At 71.1% G+C, this 21,199-nt stretch carries 13 protein-coding genes; all 13 read left to right on the top strand.

What is annotated here, in order from left to right; all coding sequences use genetic code 11:
* Positions 1 to 180: 180 nt before the first annotated feature.
* The 13 genes from pth to ACTHL9_RS09920 all read left to right on the top strand — a co-directional run bounded on the left by pth (position 181) and on the right by ACTHL9_RS09920 (position 21,199).
* Positions 181 to 765, top strand: a complete 585-nt coding sequence (pth, locus tag ACTHL9_RS09980) for an aminoacyl-tRNA hydrolase (protein ID WP_440518768.1) — start codon at positions 181 to 183, stop codon at positions 763 to 765.
* A 249-nt stretch (positions 766 to 1,014) separates the two neighbouring features.
* The gene (locus ACTHL9_RS09975; protein ID WP_440518767.1) at positions 1,015 to 3,732 is read left to right on the top strand and encodes a LuxR C-terminal-related transcriptional regulator; all 2,718 of its coding nucleotides are present in this window, start codon (positions 1,015 to 1,017) and stop codon (positions 3,730 to 3,732) included.
* The gene (locus ACTHL9_RS09970) at positions 3,729 to 6,380 is read left to right on the top strand and encodes a LuxR C-terminal-related transcriptional regulator (protein ID WP_440518766.1); all 2,652 of its coding nucleotides are present in this window, start codon (positions 3,729 to 3,731) and stop codon (positions 6,378 to 6,380) included. Before ACTHL9_RS09975 ends, ACTHL9_RS09970 begins: the two co-directional genes overlap by 4 nt.
* A 308-nt stretch (positions 6,381 to 6,688) precedes the next feature.
* Entirely contained in the window at positions 6,689 to 8,068 is a 1,380-nt protein-coding gene (locus tag ACTHL9_RS09965) for a SufS family cysteine desulfurase (RefSeq protein ID WP_440518764.1), read from the top strand.
* Positions 8,065 to 8,520 (top strand): Fe-S cluster assembly sulfur transfer protein SufU, encoded by a 456-nt coding sequence (sufU, locus tag ACTHL9_RS09960; protein ID WP_440518762.1) that lies wholly within the window; start codon positions 8,065 to 8,067, stop codon positions 8,518 to 8,520. The genes ACTHL9_RS09965 and sufU overlap by 4 nt, the downstream gene beginning before the upstream one ends.
* A gap of 155 nt (positions 8,521 to 8,675) precedes the next feature.
* On the top strand, positions 8,676 to 11,387 hold the full coding sequence (locus tag ACTHL9_RS09955) for a LuxR C-terminal-related transcriptional regulator (RefSeq protein WP_440518761.1): 2,712 nt from the start codon (positions 8,676 to 8,678) through the stop codon (positions 11,385 to 11,387).
* Between the two features lie 61 nt (positions 11,388 to 11,448).
* Positions 11,449 to 14,127 (top strand): AAA family ATPase, encoded by a 2,679-nt coding sequence (locus ACTHL9_RS09950; protein WP_440518760.1) that lies wholly within the window; start codon positions 11,449 to 11,451, stop codon positions 14,125 to 14,127.
* Between the two features lie 306 nt (positions 14,128 to 14,433).
* On the top strand, positions 14,434 to 15,942 hold the full coding sequence (locus ACTHL9_RS09945; protein ID WP_440518758.1) for a sugar transferase: 1,509 nt from the start codon (positions 14,434 to 14,436) through the stop codon (positions 15,940 to 15,942).
* Positions 15,943 to 15,992: 50 nt separating this feature from the next.
* Complete coding sequence (locus ACTHL9_RS09940; RefSeq protein WP_440518757.1) at positions 15,993 to 17,183, top strand: Gfo/Idh/MocA family protein; 1,191 nt, start codon at positions 15,993 to 15,995, stop codon at positions 17,181 to 17,183.
* Positions 17,180 to 18,175 carry an NAD-dependent epimerase/dehydratase family protein gene (locus ACTHL9_RS09935; RefSeq protein WP_440518755.1) on the top strand — a complete coding sequence of 332 codons (996 nt, stop codon included), beginning with the start codon at positions 17,180 to 17,182 and terminating at the stop codon, positions 18,173 to 18,175. The genes ACTHL9_RS09940 and ACTHL9_RS09935 overlap by 4 nt, the downstream gene beginning before the upstream one ends.
* Complete coding sequence (locus tag ACTHL9_RS09930; RefSeq protein ID WP_440518753.1) at positions 18,172 to 19,413, top strand: DegT/DnrJ/EryC1/StrS family aminotransferase; 1,242 nt, start codon at positions 18,172 to 18,174, stop codon at positions 19,411 to 19,413. The genes ACTHL9_RS09935 and ACTHL9_RS09930 overlap by 4 nt, the downstream gene beginning before the upstream one ends.
* On the top strand, positions 19,410 to 20,075 hold the full coding sequence (locus ACTHL9_RS09925) for an acetyltransferase (RefSeq protein WP_440518751.1): 666 nt from the start codon (positions 19,410 to 19,412) through the stop codon (positions 20,073 to 20,075). Before ACTHL9_RS09930 ends, ACTHL9_RS09925 begins: the two co-directional genes overlap by 4 nt.
* Positions 20,072 to 21,199, top strand: coding sequence for a DegT/DnrJ/EryC1/StrS family aminotransferase (locus ACTHL9_RS09920; protein ID WP_440518749.1), 1,128 nt, complete (start codon positions 20,072 to 20,074; stop codon positions 21,197 to 21,199). Before ACTHL9_RS09925 ends, ACTHL9_RS09920 begins: the two co-directional genes overlap by 4 nt.

The raw sequence follows: 21,199 nt of genomic DNA, 5'->3' as shown, positions 1-21,199 counted from the left end.
TCCTCCGCACCAAACGGCGGTTGCGACGTCACGTCTGCAGGGTGCACACCCTGCAGATGTGACGGCGCAACGAGAGCGGACACGCTGGCGCGCCGGTAGCCTGCTCAAGGAACCCAGGCGGCCCGTCCCCCCAAGGGCGGGCCGCCTTGCTGTCTACCACCCTTCAAGGAGCTTTCGCCGATGGCAGAGACTTGGCTCATCGTTGGCCTGGGCAACCCCGGCCCGAAGTACAGCGGGAACAGGCACAACGTGGGCCAGATGGTCCTCGACGAACTCGCCGGCCGGATCGGCGGGAGCTTCTCGTCGCACCGTTCCCGTGCCATGGTCCTTGAGGGAAGGCTGGGCATCGGCGGTCCCCGAGTCGTGCTCGCGAAGCCGCTCACCTACATGAACGAGTCCGGAGGGCCGACGTCGGGCGCTGCCAAGTTCTACGGCGTGGCACCGGATCATGTGGTCGCCGTCCATGACGAGATCGACATTCCCTTCGACTCCGTCCGGCTGAAGATCGGCGGCGGAGAGGGAGGGCACAACGGCCTGCGCGACATCTCCAAGGCCTTGGGAACGAAGGACTACTACCGCGTGCGAGTCGGCGTGGGGAGGCCGCCTGGGCGGATGGACGCCGCCGACCATGTGCTCCGCGACTTCTCGACGGCCGAGCGGAAGGACCTGCCCTTCCTGCTGGCCGAGGCGGCGGACGCTGTGGAGCTCCTGGTACGCGAAGGCCTCCTCGCTGCGCAGCAGAAACACCATCCCGCAAAGGCGTAGCACGCACTCTTGACAGCTCTCGGCGCAGTAGTCGATTTCGCTCGACGTTGCGTCGATTTCGCAACTGCAGCGCCATGAAGCGTCACAAAGAGGGTGCCATAACCGGGACTTAAGTCCCGTCTTTCGCCGCGCGCCCCGCCATTTCGGGCGAGAAAGGCAGAACTGAAGTCCCTCTGCCCCTACTGAAATGTCGCGCCTTAGGGGTATCTTTTGGACACCTGCATGCATTGGGGGATACGGGGAGGCGCAATGCGGTGGACGACTGGGGTGTCCGAGAGGCACCAGTCTCCGGCGCGCGCCTTTGCGTCCGACCGCGTGCACTGGGCACGCATCGTTCGAAGCGATGAGCTGAAGGCGGCCCGCGAGGCGCTCGAGAGCGAGCAGAGCTACGGGATCGTCATCACGGGCGCCCGGGACATCGGGAAGGGCGCGTTCCAGACGGCGCTGGTCCGTTCGCTCGCCCCCGACCTGTACGCGCAGACCCTGCGCAGCACGAGGGTGGGTACCGAGACTCCCTACGGTGCCCTCGCCCCCTTTCTTGCACGGCTGCCCGACGAGGCCCTCGAGAACCCCGCGGCGACCATGCGGGGCATCATGGAGACCCTCACCGCCGATGCGGCAGGCCGCCCTGCCGTCATCGCCCTCGAGACGCCGGGCGGGCTCGACGAACTGAGCACCGCCACACTCGTCAATCTCATGATCACGAACACCGCCAAGGTGATCGTGGTGGCGACCCGGACCAGCGACCTGCCCCAGGACTTCCACTGGATGCTCACGGAGGGCCGCATCCGGGAGATCCCGCTGGACCTCCTGCCCGAGGAGAAGACCGAGGCCGTAGTCGAGGAGGTGCTGGGCGGGATCGTGCCGCGGACCGTTGCGCGCATGCTCCACGCGATGGCGCACGGTAACCCCGAGCTCCTCTACCGCATCATCGGGGACTTCCTCCAAAGCGGGCAGCTGCGGGCGACCGACGGCGTGTGGACGCTTGCCGAGGACGCGGAGACCACGCGGAGCCGGGAGATCGACGACGTGGTCCGCACCCGCGTGGAACGCGAGACCCCTGAGGTCCAGACCGTGATCGAGGCCCTCGCATGTGCGCGACGCCTCCCGCTCGAGCAGCTTGCCAGTGTCTTCGGGGTCGAGGTCATCTCCACCATGGACGAGGCGGGACTCATCACCGTCGAGGACGGCGACCGGCACTCGGTCGCGCTCTCCGATCCCGTCATGGAAGAAGTGGTGCGCGGGTGGCTGAGCATCCCGCGCCGTCGCGAGCTCCGGTCGCTCCTCATCGGGAACTCGGAACCCGCGCTCGAGACGCTGGGCGTCGTGGAGCTCCTCGGCTACGCGGCGTGGACCCGTGAGTGCCAGGCCGTCCTCCCCACGGAGCACGCGATGGCCGCCGCCCACGCTTCCCTGCGGCTGCACGATCCGCACTTCGCGCTGGACTGCCTCGAGGGGGTGTCCCGGGCGAAGGCGACGTGGGCTACCGTCCAGCGACTACGGGCGGGCGCCTACCTCGCGCTCGGCCTCCCGGTCCAGGCCCACGCGTTCCTCGAGCAGGTCGCAGAGGAGGAGATCGGCGCACTCTCGCCGATCGATTTCGCGATGTTCGTCGAGACGCTCGCGATGGTGAAGCGGGCGACTCCCGGACGGGAGCGCGAGATCACCGCGCTCTTCGAGGATTCCCGGGCGCGCCTCCTCGTCAACGCCGAACTCGGGGGCGCGCCGGAACCCGAGACCCAGCGGGCACGGGGAATCCTCGACCTCGCCGAGTTCGCCGACGCCGCCTATCGCGGCCGCTTCGCCTCCGTCTTCGACCGCCTCGAGACCGCCGCCGCGGGAGTCCCCGGGGGCGACGACGAGCTGCGCCTCCGCGCCGGATGCCTGCTCATGCAGGCGCAGGTCATGGTGGGCCGCGAGGACGAGGCGCTCGCCACGCTCCACCGCGTCTCGAGCGAGCTTGCCGGACCAGCCGGGACCCCGCGAGTGCGGCAGGAGTTCGTGACGCGGGCCTTCGACACGCTCCTCTTCAACGGGCATTGGCGCCAGTGCCTTGCCCTCGTCCGGTCGGCCGGCCACGAAACTGTTCCGAGCCTGCGCGTCTCGGGCGCCCACTACGAGTTCGCGGCGGGCCTCGCACTCGTGTTCGCGGGCCGAGGGTCGGACGCCCTTTCGCCGCTGCTCGCCGCCATCGCCCAGCTTGAGCAGGGCAACGTCCGTGCCACGCTGGGCTGCGCCTACGCCGCAACGGCCTTCGCGTTCGCCCAGCAGGGCGACAGCGCCGCCGCCCGTTCGTACCTGGATCGGCTCGAAGGCTGGTCGGCACCCACGAGCTACACGCTTCACGCGTCCATGGAATTCTGCGCCGACATGGCGCGGCGCTGGATCGGGGAGCGGGGCGCCTCCGCCCGTCTCGTGGATGCCGCGCAGGAGGACATCGCCGCCGAACGCTGGACGATGGCCGGGATCCGGCTCGTGGGGGCGACCGTGGAGACCGGGAACGACGAGCTGGCCCTCCTCGAGGAGGTGTGCTCCCATCGGCAGGGTGCCCTCGCCGAGCTCGGCCGCCGCCTCGCCCGCGGGACGCGGCTGCGCGACCTCACCGACCTCGTCGCCGCCTCCGACCTCGCCGCGGGCCTCGAGTTGGACACGCTCGAGTCGCGGTGCACCGCCGTCGCCCTCGATATTGCCCGCGACACCGGCGACGTCCGCTCGGCCCGCATCCTCCAGGCCCGCCTCGACCGCCTCACCGGACTGGTCGAAGTGCTCCCCGTCGTACCGCAGAGTCTTGGACCGTTGCTTACCGCTCGGGAGAGGGAGGTCGCTGTGCTCGCTGCTCGTGGCGAGTCGAACCGGACCATCGCAGATGAGATGGGCCTGTCCGTCCGCACGGTGGAGGGTCACCTCTACCAGGTCTTCTCGAAGCTCGGCATCACCTCCCGGTCCGAACTGGCGGGCCTCCTGTGAGCGGCCCGGCGTTCGTCGGCCGCGAGCGGGAAACGGCCCAATGCGCGGCGATGCTGCGCGACCGGGTTCCGGCCGTGCTCATCCTCGGCGAGACGGGCGTGGGCAAGTCCGCGCTCCTCGCGGCGGTCCGGGCCGAGATCGAGGACTTCGCCGAGACGTTCGAGATCCACGGCAGCCCCTCGCTGCAGCGCGTTCCGTACGGCGTCCTGGCCCCGTTCCTCGGCGGCCTGCCCACGGAGCAGGCGGGCTCGCGTATCGCGGTCCTGCGCGCTTTCTGGCGTCGCGTCGAGGAGCTGCGGTCGCGCAGCGAGAGCCGCCTCGTGCTCGTCATCGACGACGCGCACACGGTGGACGCGCTGACGGCCGAAGTCATCGCCGAGCTCGTCGGCGCCGGGTGGGCCCAGGCCCTCGTGACGTCGCCGGACGGGGCGCTGCTCCCGCCGCCCCTCATGCAGCTGTGGATCGATGGCGGTGCCGAGCGGATCGATCTCGAGCCGTTCTCGGCGGACGACGCCCAGACCTTCCTCGAGGCTGCCCTCGGCGAACGGGTGCTGCCCTCGACCGCGCGTCGCCTGTGGCGGGACTCCCAGGGCAATCCCATGCTCCTGCGCTGCCTCATGGACGAGGCCCGGCGGGCCGGCTCGCTCATCGAGCGGCGCGGGACCTGGCTCCTGGCCGCAGAGCCGGAACGCCGCAGCGACGGGCTCGTTGGCCTCGTGCGGGATCAGCTCCAGAGGCTCTCCGCGGAGGAGCGCGAGGCGCTCATGCTCGTGGCCGTCGCGCAGCCGGCCCCGCTGAACCTCGTGGAGGCGAACTTCGGGGGGGACGTGGTGCGGAGCCTCGTCGCGAAACGGCTGGTCCTCCCGCCGGACGGCGCCGATGGAGCGCTGCGGCTGCGGCACGTGGTGTACGGCGAGGCGATCTTCCAACTCATCCCGCTCATCCGATCGCTGCGCCTCCAGCAGCTCGCGGCGGACCACCGTGCGCGGCAGGTGTCGACGGCGGACGGCCTCCTCTGCGCGGTGTCCTGGGCTCTCGGCTGCGGGCTCGTCCTCGACGAGGCGATCTACCTGAAGGCGGCGAGGGTCGCGGCACGGCTCGGCGAGCATTCGCTCGCACTGCGGGCAACGGACGCGGTGACGTCGCCGGAGCTCCTTGCTCAGGCTCGGCTCGTCCGGGGCCTCGTGGCCTACTCGTCCAACCATTACTCGGAGGCTGTCGAACTCCTCGAACCGTCCGCGGAGCTCGACGCCGAGGGCCTTCTGGCCTCCGGCCTCCTCTGGCTCTACAGCCGGGACGCCCTCGGCCATCCGCACGATGAGATCGCGCGCGACCTCAAGGGCCTGGCGGAGCACGAGGAGAAGGGCCCCTGGGACCTGCTGCGGCTCATCTTCGCGTCCGTACGCGGGGACTACGCGGGCCTCGAAGTGGGGCTCGCGGCGTGGCGCTCCGCGTGGCGGGCCAGCGAGGCGACCGAGCGATCTGCCGCCGAGCGTGGCGTCGCTGCGGCGCTCGAGGCCGAGGTGCTCGCGTGCCGCGGGCTGCTCGTCGAGAGCATGGCGGCGGCCTCGCAAGCGCTTGAACTCCTCGTCTCGGACGAGACGATGGGAGCCCTTTCGGAATTCGCGGCGGTCCGCTTCGTCTACGCCGCCGTCACCGCCGGGCAGTGGGATGCGGTCGAGTCGATTCCGGCGCGCTTCGCGGCGCCCCCGCTGCACGAGGACTCCTTCCAGCTCGGCGCCACGCTCGCGTGCGCGCGCGGCATCGCGCTCCTGCGGCAGGGCCGCTTCCGGCACGCCCTCGAAGAACTCGAGCCGACGCTCGAAGAGCTCCGGATCTGCGACTCCCAGCACGTGTTCCGCCTCTGCGCCGCGGGTGCCGCCTACGCGGCGGCCCGGCTGGGGGACTGGGGCCAGGCGGCAGACTTCCTCGAGGACACGAGGTCGAGCGGTCGCGTCTCGGCCTCCATGGTCCGCCCGCTTGCCGCGCTGTACGAGGCCGCGGCCGCGTGCGCCGTCGGCCCCGACGCCTCGGCCCTCGCCGCTTTCGAGGCCGCGATCGACGAGGCCGCCCAGGGGCCCCGCCGCGACGTGAGCCTCCAAGCGCTGTTCCTGTGGTTCGAGGCGGGCCAGCGAGATCGGCTCGATGAGCTTCTGGCGGTCGCCTGGCCCATGGAGGGCCAGTGGGCCGAGGCGGGCGTCCTCCTGGGGGCCGCGTTCGACGAGGGCAGCCCTGATTCGCTCCGGGCGGCGGGTGACGCGCTGCGCAGCGCGGGCTTCCCGCGCCTGGCCCGCGAATGCTATTCCGAGGCCCTCGCGCAGCTCGAGAACTCGCCGTCGAGATCCGATGCCCGCCTGGTCTGGGAAGGCCAGCGCGCGTGCGACGCGGAGCTGGGCGAGCGCGAGACGGCGCCCCAGCCCTCGGACTCCGCCGGGGAACTCACGCGCCGCGAGCGGCAGATCGTCGCGCTTGCCATCAGCGGGCTGAGCGATCGCGAGATCGCCGACCGCCTTACGGTCTCCGTCCGTACGGTCGAGGGGCACCTCTATCGCGCCTACTCGAAGCTCGGGGTGAGCAGCCGGGAGCAGCTTTCCTCCGCCGTCGGCCTCGCTCCGGAGAATGAGTACACGGTTCCGCAGACCAAGTAGTGCTGTCTCGGAAACCTCCGCGCAATCGCGTAGTCGCCACTCATGCACCCGGGGGCGGATCGTGCGAGAGTTGTTCCACAGCCGGACGCACCGGCTGCCGGTTACACCCCCAAGGACGGAGCCGGCGACGACGGAACCTCCCCGAGACCAAGGTTCCTCCCCCAGCCGTCGCCGGCTCTCTTGGTGTCCGGGCCCCGCAATCACGGGCCCGGAGCTCGGTGGCGGGGTCAGCGGCGAGGCGTGGGAGAATGGATTGCGGCACAAAGCCGTACTCTAATTCCAGCCCCCCGTGTGAAGGAGCCGCCACCGTGGCCCTCGTCAGCATCCCGGCCCCGCTCAGGCCCGCGCAAACCGCCACCGCGGGCGCACCTGCTGCCCTCGATGACGCCGAGGCGGAGCGGATCCGCCGCGACTTTCCGGCGCTGGAACAGGAGGTCAACGGCCACCCGCTCGTCTATCTGGATTCCGGGGCGACGTCCCAGAAGCCGCGCAGCGTGCTCGAGGCCGAACAGGACTTCTACGAGACAAGGAATGCTGCTGTCCATCGGGGTGCGCATGAGCTCGCTGTCCGCGCGACGGACGTCTACGAGGATGCCCGTGCTACCGTCGCGGCGTTCATAGGCGCCGACGCGGAGGAGCTCGTCTGGACCTCCAACGCCACCGAGGCCCTCAACCTCGTGGCCTACGCGTTTTCGAATGCGACGGTGTGGGCCGAGCGCGGCCGCGGTGCGGCCGAGCTGCGCCGCTTCGCCCTCGGGCCCGGCGACGAGATCGTGGTGACCGAGCTCGAGCACCATGCGAACCTCATCCCCTGGCAGGAGCTCGCCTTCCGGACCGGCGCGGCGCTGCGCTACATCCCGGTCGACGACGACGGCCGCCTGGATCTCGACACCGCCCGCCAGATCATCGGGGCGCGCACGCGGCTCCTCGCCTTCTCGCATGCCTCGAACGTCCTCGGGAGCGTGAGCCCGGTCGAGGAGCTCGTGGACCTGGCCCACGGAGTGGACGCCTTCGTGGTCCTCGATGCGTGCCAGTCCGCGCCCCACATGCCCGTGGACGTGAAGGCGCTCGGCGTGGACTTCGCCGCCTTCTCGGGCCACAAGATGCTCGCCCCTACCGGGATCGGCGCGCTGTACGGGCGCCGCGAGCTCCTCGACGCGCTGCCGCCGTTCCTCGTGGGCGGATCCATGATCACCACCGTGACCATGGAGCGCGCCGAGTACCTGCCCGCGCCGCAGCGCTTCGAGGCGGGGACGCAGCGGATCTCGCAGGCGGTCGCGTTCGCGGCGGCCGTGGACTACCTTCGCGAGACCGGGATGGAGCGCATCGCGGAGCGCGAGGCGCAGGTCGGCGCCCGCCTCGCCGAAGGCATCGCCGCGATCGACGGCGTCCGCCTCCTGGGCCCGGCCCCGGACGAGGAGTGGTACGGCCACCCGCGCTTCGGCATTGCGGCGTTCGACGTCGCCGGAGTCCACGCACACGACGTCGGCCAGTACCTCGACAGCCTCGGCATCGCCGTCCGCGTGGGCCACCACTGCGCCCAGCCGCTCCACCGACGCCTCGGCCTCACGGCTTCGACCCGCGCGAGCGCGTACCTGTACACGACCGAGGCCGAGATCGACGGGTTCGTGGCGGCGCTCGCCGACGTGCGCGGCTACTTCGGCCTGACCTCGAAGGCAGGATCATGAGCCTCGATTCCCTGTACCAGCAGGTCATCCTGGACCACTCCAAGGAGCGGCACGGGAGCGGCTTCGCGGAATGGCTCGCCGAGGCGGAGGCTGTGGGCTACGGGGAGTCCCACCAGCTCAACCCCGTGTGCGGAGACGAGGTCACCGTCCGCGTGGCGGTGGCCGACGGCGCCGTCCAGAGCCTGCGCTGGGAGGGCCACGGCTGCTCGATCTCGATGGCGTCGGCGTCCGTCCTGCACGATCTCGCGGAGGGGGCGACCCCCGCGGAGTTCCACGATCTCGTGGACACGTTCCGGGAGATGATCAGGTCCCGAGGCCAGGTCCAGGCCGATCCCGAGGTGCTCGGCGACGCGGCGGCGTTCGAGGGGGTCTCCCGCTACGCCGCCAGGGTGAAGTGCGCCATGATCGCGTGGGTTGCTGCCGAGGACGCGGCCCGGCAGGCGGGCATCTGAGCCCTTCCCAGGCGGCCGACGGGCCGCGCTGACACATCTGCGTCCCCGCCACAGGGGCAGATGTTCTCTGTTGCGAAACTGTGACTTCGGCGTACGCTATGCCTGACTTGGGGGGTGGCGCGTGTCCCTGCCGCCCTCAAGGGGGGAGGCGTGACATGCTCAGGGATTCGATTGTCTCGGCCCAGCCGAGGCGGGCCGTGAAACCGCCGGCGGAGACCGCCGAGCGGCAGGCCGACCGCCTGCGATGGGCGATGCTCGTGCGCCAGGACGAGTTGGATGCGGCAACCCATGCCCTCCTCGATCCCGATTCCCTCGGCACTGTGGTCACCGGCCCGCCCGGGGTCGGCAAATCCTTTCTCGCGAGCGCGGTGCTCTCGGCGCTCGGCTCGGACGCCTATCCGCTGAGGCTGCGGACTTCGACCACTGGCCATTCGTCTGACTACGCGTGCATCGGGGCGCTGCTGGCCCGGCTTCCCAAGGGGACATCGTCGTCGCCCACGGGACTCCTGCTCGCAGTGGAGCGCATGCTACGCGAGGACGCGATGGGGCGGCCGGTGGTGCTGGTCCTCGAATTCACGGGCGCCCTCGACGAGGCGAGCGTCGGTGTCCTGCTCCACCTCCTCCTGAGCGGCACGGCCCGCCTCCTCGCCGTGGCCCAGCGCGCCACCGACCTGCCCGCGGACTTCCTCCGCCTGCTCCGCCGCGGCCGGCTGGCCGAGATCCCGCTGCGTGGCATCGGCGTCCCCGAGACCCGGAGGCTCGTCACGGCGCTCGTCGACGGGCGCGTGGCGTCCTCCGCGGTGGGCGAGCTGCATCACGCGTGCGGGGGCAACCCCGCCGCTGTCCAAGGGATCGTCCGCCGCGAGCGCGCCACCGGAAACCTCCACAAGCGGGGCGGCGTGTGGACGCTCGACGGCGCCGTGCAGCCCGAGCAGGGGAGCGGAACCGACGAGATCATCCGGGCGAGGTGGGCTCGGGAGCCGCAGGATGTCCGCGAGGTGATCGAGCACCTCGCGGTCGCCCGGCGGGTCCCCATCGCGGGGCTCGCCGGGCTTTTTGGTTCTGAGGTCCTGGTGGACATGGAGGACCGGGCCCTCATCGCCGTCGATACGAGCGAACACCGGTGCGCGTACCTGCGCGAGCCTCGGATGGCCGAGCTGGTGCGCGAGCGGCTCGGGCCCGACCGGCATCGCGAGCTCGCCTCGCTCACCTCTCTCGGGGGAGCCCCCGAGGAGTCGGGGCTCGACCGGGAAGACCTCGTCTCCTACGTCGAATGGTCGCTCGATGTCGGCAGCACTGTGGGCCCAGAGCTCGTGGTCCACGCCGCGCGGGCCGCCATCGCGCTCTTCGAACCCCAGCGGGCCCTCGACATCCTCGAGAGCGCAGGCCGGCTCGCCCCCGAGGTCACCGTGGAGGCCGCCTTTCACCGCGCCTCGGCCCTGACGCTCCTCGAACGCAGGGAGGAAGCGCTTGTCGCCCTCGACGCCCTGCCCGAACAGGCCCTCGCCGCGCTCCCGCCGGTGCCCCTCGCGCGCCACGCGGCGGCGAAGTCGGAGCTGCTCACGTGGCTGCCAGAGCGGGGCGAGGCGCAGGCGCCCCTCCACAAGGCGTGGGACGCCCTGGCGGTCATGGCCGAGGCCGATCCGTCCGAGCTGCGGGACGCCGAGGAGATCTTGGATCTCGCCGAATTCCGGATGCGGGCCTTCCGCGGCGACTACACGGCGGTCCTCGACGCGCTCGAGGCCGCCTCCCGCCGGACGGGGTGCAGCGAGGACTTCCGGCGCGAGAGCTCACTCCTGCTCGCCCAAGGCTGGGCGGCGTGCGGCCGGGAGGCAGACGCAGCCGCGCTGATGGCCTCCTTCGGGCTCAACTCGCCCCAGCACTTGGACGACGACGCCTACGTCGCCGCAGCGTTCGCCGTGTGGATTTCCAATGGCGACTGGAAGCGCTGCGTGGACCTCTTCGAGCGGTACATCGACCGCGGCGGCCGGCGGCTGAGCCTGCGCGGCGGGCTTGCAGAGCTCTTCCTCGCCCTGGCTCTTGTCATGGCGGGCCGCGGCAGCTCCGCCCTGGGTCCCCTCCTGAACGCGATCGCGCAGCTCGAGGAATTCCCGGCCCGCAACGCCCTGCGCACCGCGTACGCGGCCACCGCGTTCGCCTACGCACAGATCGGCGACAGCGGCGAGGCGGAGCGGTTCCTCGAGCGTTCGGCAGCGCTCTCGATGACGGCTCCCTGGCTCTTCGAGTTCCTCACCGACTTCTGCCAGGGCATGGCGCGCCGCTGGCTGGGCGATCCGAGCGCGTGCGAGCTCCTTCTGGCCAAGGCGGCCGACGAGGAGAGCGCCGGGCGCGTCACCGCCGCAGGGATCGAGGTGTTCGGCGCCAGCGTCCCGGGCACCGAGCGCGAGTTCCTCTGGATCGAACGCCTGGCCCATCGCCGGCAGGGCCCGCTCGCCCACCTCATGGCCGCCGTCGCCGTCGGCTCTCGCCGCAAGGACGCCGAAGCGCTCCTCGACGCCGCAGAGGTGGCCTACGGGATGGAGCTCGACGCGCTCGAGGCGCGCTGCGCCGCGCTCGCCCTGGACTTCGCGCGGGACCGCAGCGACTCCGCGGCCGCCGGCCGGGCACAGACCCGGCTGGACCGGCTCACGCGGGTCCTCCCCATGCTCCCGCTCCTGCCGCAGGTGCCCGCTCCCGTCCTGACGGAGCGGGAGCGCCAGATTGCCGTCATGGCCGCCTCGGGAGCCTCGAACCGCGACATCGCGGACGCCATCGGCGTCTCCGTTCGCACGGTCGAGGGCCATCTTTACCAGGTGTTCATGAAGCTCGGCGTATCGTCGCGGAGCGGACTGGACGGGCTGGTCTAAGGTGGTGATCCGGTCTGACGTGACAGAAAGCACGTCCAGCGCGACGAGCATAGGGGTGAAGTTGGCGGGGACTCCATCCATCGCGGAGGCGACGCGGCGCGATGTCGCGGCGTCGGCTGCCGATGTGCTGCGCCGCGAGGGACCGGGCGCCGTGCTCGTCGTGGGGGAGAGCGGGTCGGGCAAGACGCACCTGCTCGACGCCGTGGTCCGCGAGCTCGGCAACGAGGTCCAAGTGATGGCCATCCACACGGGCCGCAGCCTGCATTCGGTGACCTACGCCGCGCTCATCGAGCGCCTCCCCAAGCTTGCCCCCGACGACGTCCAGGACCGCATCGGCGTCCTGCGCGCCCTATGGGCCGAACTCCACCGGATCGCCGGAGAAGCGGGACGCCCGATCGTGCTGGTCGTCGATGACGCGCAGGACCTCGATGACGGATCGGCTGGCCTCATCGCTGAGGCGGTCGCATCCTCATGGGTGCGCCTTCTGGTGGCGGCCACCTCCCGTCACGGCGTGCCCCGGGACTTTCTGGACATGTGGCATGACGGCATCGCGGAGCGGATCGAGCTCGCGCCGCTGAGCCTCGACGAGAGCCGGGAGACCGCCGAGAAGCGGCTGGGCGGCAGCCTCTCCGTGACCGCCGCGAACGTGCTGCACGGGCTCAGCGGAGGGAACCCGCTGCATCTGCTCGCGCTGATCGACGAGTCCCTCCACGCCGGCACGCTCGTGTGCAAGCGAGGCATCTGGCTCCTCACAAGCGGCTTCGCGAGCCGGGGCGAGGCGCTCGCCGACCCGGTGCGCAGCAGTATGGAATCGCTCTCCGCCACGGAGCGTGAGGCGCTCATGCTTGTGGCCCTCACCGAGCCGCTGCCACGGGCCGCGGCGCGCGCCCTCGTGGACCGCGACGTCCTGGACCGGCTCACCGATCTCGGCTGGTTCGCCGACGCGAGCGGCGACGGGCTGCGGATCCGCTTCCAGCTCGAGGCCGACGCCGTGCGGCGGATGACGACGGCCACCCGTCGTCTGCACCTCTACCGCCGCGCGCTGTCCCTCGGCGGGGATGAGATCCGGCATCCCGCAAACGAGCTGCGCCTTCTCGAGCTTGCGCTCGACACGGGCGCCACCCTCCCGGCCGCCGAGCTCGCGCGGGGAGCCGCGGCAGCTGTCCGACGCTTCCGCAACGAACTCGGCCTCCGCGCGGCAGCGCTCATCGACCGCCCGGCCGAGCGCTCGCTGGTGAGGGGCGTCGTCGCCCGCGCGCATCTCAACCTCGGCGACCCGGAGTCGGCGCTCGCCGCGCTCTCGGCGGGCCCGGCCTCGCCCTCGGACCTCCGCGACCTGCTCGCAGGGTCGCTCGTGAAGTTCACGGCCCGCACGGCCGTGGGCGAGCTCGACAAGGTCGACGACGACGCCGCCGAGCTCGAGCGCGCCGCCGACACCGTGGACGGGCGGAGCGAGGGTGGGATGCTCGCCTTCGGGCCCGGGGCCAAGGAGTCCGTGCTGCGGCGCGCCCGGCTCCTGCGGGCCCTGGCCGCCGTCGAACGCGCTGACTTCGCCGCCGTGGCCGCCGCGCTCGAGCACGACGGGCGCCTTCCTCAGGCTGCGGCAGCCCCAGCCATCGAGCGGAACCTCTGGCTGCTTCTCGACGCAGAGGCGCAGCTGGCGGCCGGACGCTTCGAGGCCGCCGCCCGGAACGCGGGCCTCGCGCTCTCCGACGGGAGCGCCGAGGACGAGCACTTCCCCCTCGAGGAGCACGGCCTGGTCCGCTACTTGGCCGGGGCGCTCCTCACCGGAGACTGGTCGAGCGTGGACGGGGTCTTGGGCTCGTATCCGGGCGGCCACACGAGGCCGATCGTGGTGTTCGGCCCCGGCCTCTACTGCGCGCGCGCCTACGCGCTCCTGCGGCAGGGACGCGAGGCAGAGGCCGCCGTCATGCTCCGCGACATCGTGGAGAACCTCGAGCTCATGGACCCGCTCCAGCTCCTCTCGGTCGGCACCGCGCTCGCTGCGTGGGCGTTCGCCGCAATCGGCGACGAGGCCGAGGCCCGGCAGTATCTGGCCCGCGCCGAGCAGACCAGCCGGATCGGCAGCGCGGGGATGCGGCATCTTGCCGCGATGCACCGGGCCGGGGCGCGCGAGCTGCTCGAGCGCGGTGCGGGCGTGAAAGAGCTCGACGAGCTGGCCGAGGAGAACCGCGTGGCGGAGAGGCCAGGCTGGGAGCTCCTCGCGCGGATCCTCGCGTTCGAGCTCGGTGCCCCGGACGAGACGCAGCGTGGTGCGCTGCTTGCGGGATCCGCGGAAGGACCCTGGGCCGAGGCGTGGGGCGCGTGGGCGCGCGCTGAGGCGGCCGCCAGCGGCGAGGGGTACATGGGCGCGGGCGACCTCTTCCAGAAGCTCGGGCTCTTCCGGCGGGCGCGGGCGGCGTACGCGCGCGCGGCGGGGTGCTTCGATACTGACGGCGACCGCGCCGCCGCGCGCCGCGCCGGGACCGCTGCCCGCGCGTGCGAAGGCCTGCCGGGATCGGGCGACGCCGGCGAGCAGGAAGAGGCGATCCTCGCCTCCCTGCGCCTCAGCCGCCGTGAGCAGGATGTTGTGGACCTCGCCGTCGAGGGCCTGAGTGACCGCCAGATCGCGGACCGCCTCCACTTGTCGGTACGCACCGTCGAGGGCCACCTGCACCGCAGCTACGCGAAGCTCGGCATCAAGAGCCGCGACGAGCTGCGCGACGCCGTCGAGGACTGACCCCCGCGCCCGTTCCCGCAAGTCCGTGCCTGATCCCCGCCCTCCTCCTTGCCCCCGAAAGCAGGGTCTTGCGGCCCTAGTTGGCGCCCCTTCGAGTACTGAGCTGCCCCGACCCCGTGGTGAGTACGCACCATACGGGTGGTCCACTGAGTGTTACCTGCGTACTCGGCAAGGGTTGCCCTCTCCGGGGCCCGCGAAAGCTCGGGTACCGACTACTGGTGACCCAGCGGAGCCGCGGGTCTGTACTGGTGGAGGTGGAGGGCCGGCAACAGGATCCGGCCCCCGCGGGGAAGCCTAGGAGCGGTCATGTCGGTAGGCGCAGAGCAGGAAGTTGGGCGCTCGATCCCGTCATGGCGCGGTCTCCGACTTCGGTCCGCCCTGAGGCTCGAGTCCTCGTCGACGCGCATTGCCCGTTCGGTGCGGGCGCAGGCCTGGGCCAAGCGGTACGCGCTCTACCTGCGCGGCGCTGACAGCGTCATCGTCCTCGCGGCCGTCACGGCCGGTCTCGTTCTGGGCGAGGCCGGTCCGCGGACGGCGATCGCCCTCGTTCTCATCGCCGCCGTGTGGCCCGTGACCCTCGGCGTCTACGGCAGCCGCGACGCCTCGGTCCTCGGCATCGGTGCGGAGGAGTACCGGCGGGTCGTCGCGGCCTCCACCCACCTGTTCGCCGTGCTCGCGATCGCGGCCCTCATCGTCTCAGACTGGCTTCCGGTGCGCGTGTTCGCCCTCGTGTTCGGCACGGGCCTGGTGGCCCTCCTCGGCACGAGGTGGGGGAGCCGCCGCTGGCTCAACCGGCAGCGGCAGATGGGGCTGTACCTGACCCCCGCGATCGTGGTCGGCGAACCCGAGGATGTCCGCTACGTGGTGCGCCGGATCGCAGCGAGCGACGGCGCGCCATACAACGTCCTGGGGGTCGTCCTCCCGGGCGGGCGGCGAGGGCAGTCCCTCGCTGTCGAGGGGAACCGACTCCCTGTGCTCAGCTCGACGGACGACGTCGCGCGGACTGTTGCGCTCAAGAAGGCGGGCGCGGTGATCATCGCCGGACCGGTGCCGGGGGGCAACCAGTACGTCCGCGAGCTGGGCTGGAACCTCGAGCAGTACGACGCGGAGCTTGTCCTCGCGTCGTCGCTCACCAACGTGGCAGGCCCACGCATCCACTGGCGTCCCGTGCAGGGACTGCCCCTCATGGAGGTGGACCTGCCGCACTACTCGGGCGCCAAGCACGTGGTGAAGCGGGCCATGGACATCGTGCTTGCGGCGGCGGCCCTCGCGGCGCTCTCGCCCGTTCTCCTCGTCCTGGCACTCATCGTCCACTTCGACTCGCCCGGTCCCGTCCTGTTCCGGCAGGAGCGGATCGGCAAGGACGGGCGGCCGTTCCCCATGCTCAAGTTCCGCTCGATGGTGCAGGACGCTGAGGCTCGCCTTGCCGCCCTCGCCGAAGCGAACCAGGGCGCTGGCGTGCTGTTCAAGGTCAAGGACGATCCCCGCATTACCCGGTGTGGCCGGTGGATGCGACGGTTCTCCCTCGATGAGCTTCCCCAGTTCGTCAACGTGCTCAAGGGCGACATGAGCCTGGTCGGGCCGCGGCCCCCGCTTGCGCGGGAAGTCGGCGAGTACGAGCACTACACGCATCGCAGGATGCTCCTCAAGCCCGGGATCACCGGACTCTGGCAGGTGAGCGGGCGGTCGGACCTCGACTGGGACGACTCAGTCCGGCTCGACCTGTACTACGTCGAGAACTGGTCGATCATGGGCGACCTCATGATCCTCTGGCGCACCTTCCGCGCCGTCCTGGCCCCCGTCGGGGCCTACTGACCCCGGGCAATCCGGGCCATCCATCCGTGCACCCAGGAGGAGAAGCGACCGTGGCAGACCTTCCCTACTCGCTCACCGAGCTCCGGGCTTCCCGCTCAGGAGCCCACCGTGACCGCACTCTCGGAGTCGCGGTCGTCGGCGCCGGCTACTGGGGCCCCAACCTCGCCCGGAACTTCCACCGGTCCGAGCAGTGGGACCTGCGCGCCGTGTGCGACCTCGACCTCGACCGCGCCGAAGGGCTTGCGAGCCAATATGGCGCGAAGGCGTTCGGCTCGCTCGACGAGGCGCTCGACACGGTCGAGATCGATGCCGTGGCCATCGCGACGCCGGCCCGGACTCACCACAGCGTGGCACTTACAGCGCTCGGAGCGGGCAAGCACGTGCTCGTCGAGAAGCCGCTCGCGGACCGCTGGGACAAGGGCGCCGACATGGTGAGCGTCGCGGACGCCAAAGGGCTCGTGCTGATGGCCGACCACACGTACTGCTACACCCCCGCCGTGCAGAAGATGCGCGAACTGCTCCACGACGGCGAGCTCGGGGACATCCTCTACATCGACTCCGTGCGCATCAACCTCGGTCTCGTGCAGCCGGACGTCGACGTCTTCTGGGATCTCGCCCCCCACGACCTGTCGATCCTCGAATACGTCCTCCCCGGAGGGCTCACCCCCGAGGCAGTCTCCGCCCACGGCGCCGACCCGCTCGGCACTGGCCACGATTGCGTTGGCCACCTCTCCTTCGATCTCCCGTTCGGCGGCATGGCCCACATCCACGTGAATTGGCTCAGCCCCACCAAGATCCGGCAGATGGTCATCGGCGGCACGCGGCGCACGCTCGTCTGGGACGACCTCAATCCCCAGCAGCGGCTCAGCGTCTACGACCGCGGCGTCCAGCTTCCCACGAACGGGGGCCGCAGCTCCCGCAACGGTGCCGACCGCCGCGACGCGGCGATCTCGTACCGGCTCGGGGACACCTGGTCGCCGGCGCTGCCGGAACGGGAGGCGCTCGGGCAGATGGTGGACGAGTTCGCGGCCGCGATCCGGGGCGAACGGGCCTCGGCCACGAGCGGCATGTCCGCGCTGCGGGTGCTGGGGATTCTCGAGGCCACGACGCGAAGCCTGACGACCGGGGGAGCGCAGGCGCCATTGGGGGGCGCGCCGGCGGCCTCGGGCTACGCGCGGCAGATCGTGGATCAGGACATGGAACAAGAAGAAGGCGCACTCAAGCAGGAGGCTGGGGCATGACCGTCTTGGCAGGGGCACGCGTGCTCGTCACGGGGGGAGCCGGGACGATTGGATCCACGATCGTCGACCAGTTGCTGGACGCCGGCGTGGAGCACATCGACGTCCTGGACAACCTGACGCGCGGGAGGCTTGCGAACCTCGACCACGCGCTCGCTACGGGGCGGGTCCGCCTCATCGACGCCGACCTCCGCGACCGGGACCTCGTCCACGACGCGACGGTCGGCAAGGACCTCGTCTTCCATCAGGCCGCGATCCGCATCACCCAGTGCGCCGAGGAGCCCCGGCTCGCGCTCGAAGTCCTCGTGGACGGGACGTTCTCGGTCCTGGAGGCGGCATCGCAGCACGGAGTCGACAAGGTGGTCCTGGCCTCGAGCGCCTCCGTGTACGGAGCCGCCGAGGAGTTCCCGACCGGCGAACGGCACCACCATCACAACAACGACACCCTCTACGGGGCGGCGAAGAGCTTCAACGAGGGCATGGCTCGCAGCTTCCGCGCCATGTACGGCCTGGACTACGTGGCCCTGCGGTACTTCAACGTGTACGGACCGCGCATGGACGTCCACGGCCTCTACACCGAGGTCCTGGTCCGCTGGATGGAGCGCATCGCCGACGGGCGGCCTCCGCTCGTCTACGGTAACGGCGAGCAGACCATGGACTTCATCTACACCACGGACGTGGCGCGGGCCAACGTCTACGCCGCCGAGTCGGAGGTGCGCGAGGGCGTGTACAACGTAGCGAGCGGAACGGAGACGAGCCTGCTCGCGCTCGCCGTCTCGCTGCTGACGGCCATGGATTCCAATCTCGCGGTCGAATTCGGCCCCGAGCGCAAGGTCAACGGCGTTCCGCGGCGACTTGCGGACACGCGGGCCGCCGCACGGGACCTCGGCTTCCGGGCCGAGATGCCGCTCGACGAGGGCCTGCGCCGGCTCGTCGCCTGGTGGCGCCCGCTCCGCGAGGAGATCGCGGCAGCCCGAGTGGTGGCGGCGTCATGACGATCACGAGCGGCGACCGCGCCTCCGGGCTGGAACCTGGCGGTGCCCACGCCATGGAGCGCCTCAACGTCATGAAGCCGTGGGTCGGCACCGAGGAGGCGAACGCCCTCGCCGACGTGATCGCCTCGGGGTGGCTCGCCCAGGGCCCGCGCGTCGCGGAATTCGAGCGGGCGTTCGCCAAGGCCCAAGGCGTCCTCAATGGCGTGGCGGCGTCGAGCTGCACCACGGCGCTCCACCTCGCGCTGCTGGTTGCCGGCGTGAAGCCCGGCGACGAGGTCGTGGTGCCGTCGTTCTCCTTTGTGGCGACGGCCAATGCCCCGCTGTACGTCGGCGCCGAGCCAGTGTTCGCCGACGTCGACCCCATGACCGGGAACGTCACGGCGGAGACCGTCGCCCAAGTGATCGGACCGCGCACCACTGCTGTCATCGTCGTCGACCAGGGAGGCCTGCCCGCCGACGTCAGCCCGATCGCGGAGCTCTGCGAGGCGCGCGGCATCAAGCTCATCGAGGACGCGGCCTGCGCGGCCGGCTCGCGCTACCGCGGAAAGCCAGTGGGCGTCGGCGCGGACATCGCCGCATGGTCGTTCCACCCGCGCAAGCTCCTCACGACCGGCGAAGGCGGCATGCTCACCACCGATCGCGACGACTGGGCCGCCCGCGCGAAGCGGCTGCGCCAGCACGCGGCGAGCGTGTCCGCGGCCGAGCGGCACGAGGCGGTCCGGGCGCCGGCCGAGGCGTACACCGAGCTCGGGTTCAACTTCCGGATGACGGACCTCCAAGCCGCGATCGGCATCGTCCAGCTGCGCAGGCTCCCGGCGATGGTCGAGCGGCGCCGCGCGCTCGCCGCGCTCTACCGGGACCTGCTCGACGGCGTCCCCGGAATCCGCTTCGTGGAGGACCCGCCGCAGGGCGAATCGAACTTCCAGTCGTTCTGGGCCGAGGTCGGTGAGGGCTTCCCGCTGACCCGGGACGAGCTGCTCGACGCACTCGCGGAGGACGGCATCTCGGCCCGCTCCGGGATCATGGCCTCCCACCTCGAGCCGGCCTTCGCCGACCGGCCGCTGCGGGTGCCGCTGCCCGTGACCGAACGGCTCAATGCTGGCACCCTCATTTTCCCGCTGTACCACGAGCTCAGCGAGGAGGGCGTCGAGAGGGTAGCGGACGCCGTCGTCCGCGCCTCGAAGAAGCCGGGCGCCAACACCATGCGGGACAAGAAGCCGAAAGCGAGCCCCAGGTGACGGAGTTGCTCATCGTTGCGGCGAGCGGGCTGGCCCGCGAGGTCATGGCGCTCATCCGCGCCGGTGACGACTACGACCTCCTCGGGATCCTCGACGACGATCCCATCCGAGTCGGCAGCGTCCTCGACGGCGCGCACGTGCTCGGGCCGCTCACCGAGGTACGGAAGCACCCGAGTGCACGCGTTGTGGTGTGCGTGGGGAGTGGTGCCATCCGCGCCGACATCGTGCGCCGGCTGGGCACCCTCGGGCTCCCGCCCGGCCGGTTCGCCACCATCGTCCATCCGAGCGTCTCGCTCCCGGAGGGCTGCACGGTGGGGGAGGGGAGCATCTTGCTTGCCAACGTCGTCCTGACGGCCGCGGTCTCTCTCGGGAGACACGTGGTGGTCATGCCAGGAGTCGTGTTCACCCATGGGGACGTCGCCGACGACTATGCGACGTTCGCCGCCGGGGCGACGCTCGGCGGATCCGTCGTCGTCGGCCGCGGCGCATATGTGGGAATGAACAGCAGTATTCGGCAGCGCACCCGGGTGGGTGCGCGGGCCGTCGTGGGAATGGGCGCCGCCGTCGTCAGCGATGTGCCCGAAGGGCAGACATGGGCCGGTGTCCCCGCCCGGCCCATGTCGTCAGCAACCAACGGCGGGGATCGGGGGGTGGAGTCATGACGGCAGAGGCGCAGGCAGGACGCGTGCAGCGGGTCCCCTTTGTGGACCTCGTGGCACAGCAGCAGGAAGTCAGCGCGGACGTGGTGCCGGAAGTCGTGCGCGCCCTCGACCTGGGGGCTTTCATCGGCGGACCGCACGTCACGGCATTCGAAGAGGAGTACGCGGAATTCGTCGGGGTGCGCGCCTGCATCGGCGTCGCGAACGGCACGGACGCGCTCGAGCTCGCGCTGCGAGCCGTGGGCGTGGGGCCTGGGGGCGAGGTGATCCTCCCCGCGAACACATTTGTGGCGACGGCGGAGGCAGTGGTGCGCGCGGGTGCTCGGCCCATCATCGTGGACGTCGACCCCGACACACTGCTCATCGACACGAACAAGGTGGGCCGGGCGGTGGGGCCTAGGACTCAGGCCATCGTCCCGGTCCACCTTTTCGGGCAGACCGCACCCGTCGAGGCGCTCGTGCCCCTTGCTGCGCACCGCGGCCTCGCGCTCGTCGAGGACGCCGCGCAGGCGCAAGGGGCCCGGCGCTACGGCCGCGCTGCCGGATCACTCGGGCATATCGCCGCCACGAGCTTCTACCCGGGCAAGAACCTGGGAGCCGCTGGCGACGCAGGCGCCGTCACCACCAATGACCCGCTCCTCGCCGACATGGTGCGCCTGCTCGCGGCTCACGGCAGCGTCGTGAAGTACGTGCACGAGATCGTGGGCTTCAACTCCCGCCTCGATGCCATGCAGGCGATCGTCCTGCGCGCCAAGCTGCAGCGGCTCGCCGAGTGGAACGCACGACGGCGGGCGGCGGCAAGGCTCTACGCCGAACTCCTCGACGGGATCGCCGGGGTGCGCACGCCCAGGAGCCAGCCCGGCAACGAGGACGTGTGGCACCTGTACGTCATCCGTGCCGAGGAGCGCGAGCGGGTCCAGTCCGCGCTCGCCGCAGCCGGAATCGGGACCGGGATCCACTACCCGACGCCGGTGCACCTCACCGACGCGTTCTCGTACCTCGGATACCACACCGGCGACTTCCCCGTCGCAGAGGAGGCCGCCGCCCAGATCCTGTCCCTGCCCATGTTCCCGCACATCACGCCGGAGCAGCAGCAGTTGGTGGCGGAGGTGGTCAGGGGATGCTGA

This window comes from Sinomonas sp. (assembly GCF_051955515.1).
Lineage (GTDB): Bacteria > Actinomycetota > Actinomycetes > Actinomycetales > Micrococcaceae > Sinomonas.
Note: the sequence above shows the minus strand (reverse complement) of the source record. Positions and strands in the feature narration are given on the sequence as shown.

What these genes read in the sequence shown, in the direction of transcription:
- ACTHL9_RS09930 (WP_440518753.1), top strand. Translation starts at nt 18,172, where the DNA reads ATGACGATCACGAGCGGCGACCGCGCCTCCGGGCTGGAACCTGGCGGT.
- ACTHL9_RS09955 (WP_440518761.1), top strand. Translation starts at nt 8,676, where the DNA reads ATGCTCAGGGATTCGATTGTCTCGGCCCAGCCGAGGCGGGCCGTGAAA.
- pth (WP_440518768.1), top strand. Translation starts at nt 181, where the DNA reads ATGGCAGAGACTTGGCTCATCGTTGGCCTGGGCAACCCCGGCCCGAAG.
- ACTHL9_RS09945 (WP_440518758.1), top strand. Translation starts at nt 14,434, where the DNA reads ATGTCGGTAGGCGCAGAGCAGGAAGTTGGGCGCTCGATCCCGTCATGG.
- ACTHL9_RS09975 (WP_440518767.1), top strand. Translation starts at nt 1,015, where the DNA reads ATGCGGTGGACGACTGGGGTGTCCGAGAGGCACCAGTCTCCGGCGCGC.
- ACTHL9_RS09935 (WP_440518755.1), top strand. Translation starts at nt 17,180, where the DNA reads ATGACCGTCTTGGCAGGGGCACGCGTGCTCGTCACGGGGGGAGCCGGG.
- ACTHL9_RS09920 (WP_440518749.1), top strand. Translation starts at nt 20,072, where the DNA reads ATGACGGCAGAGGCGCAGGCAGGACGCGTGCAGCGGGTCCCCTTTGTG.
- sufU (WP_440518762.1), top strand. Translation starts at nt 8,065, where the DNA reads ATGAGCCTCGATTCCCTGTACCAGCAGGTCATCCTGGACCACTCCAAG.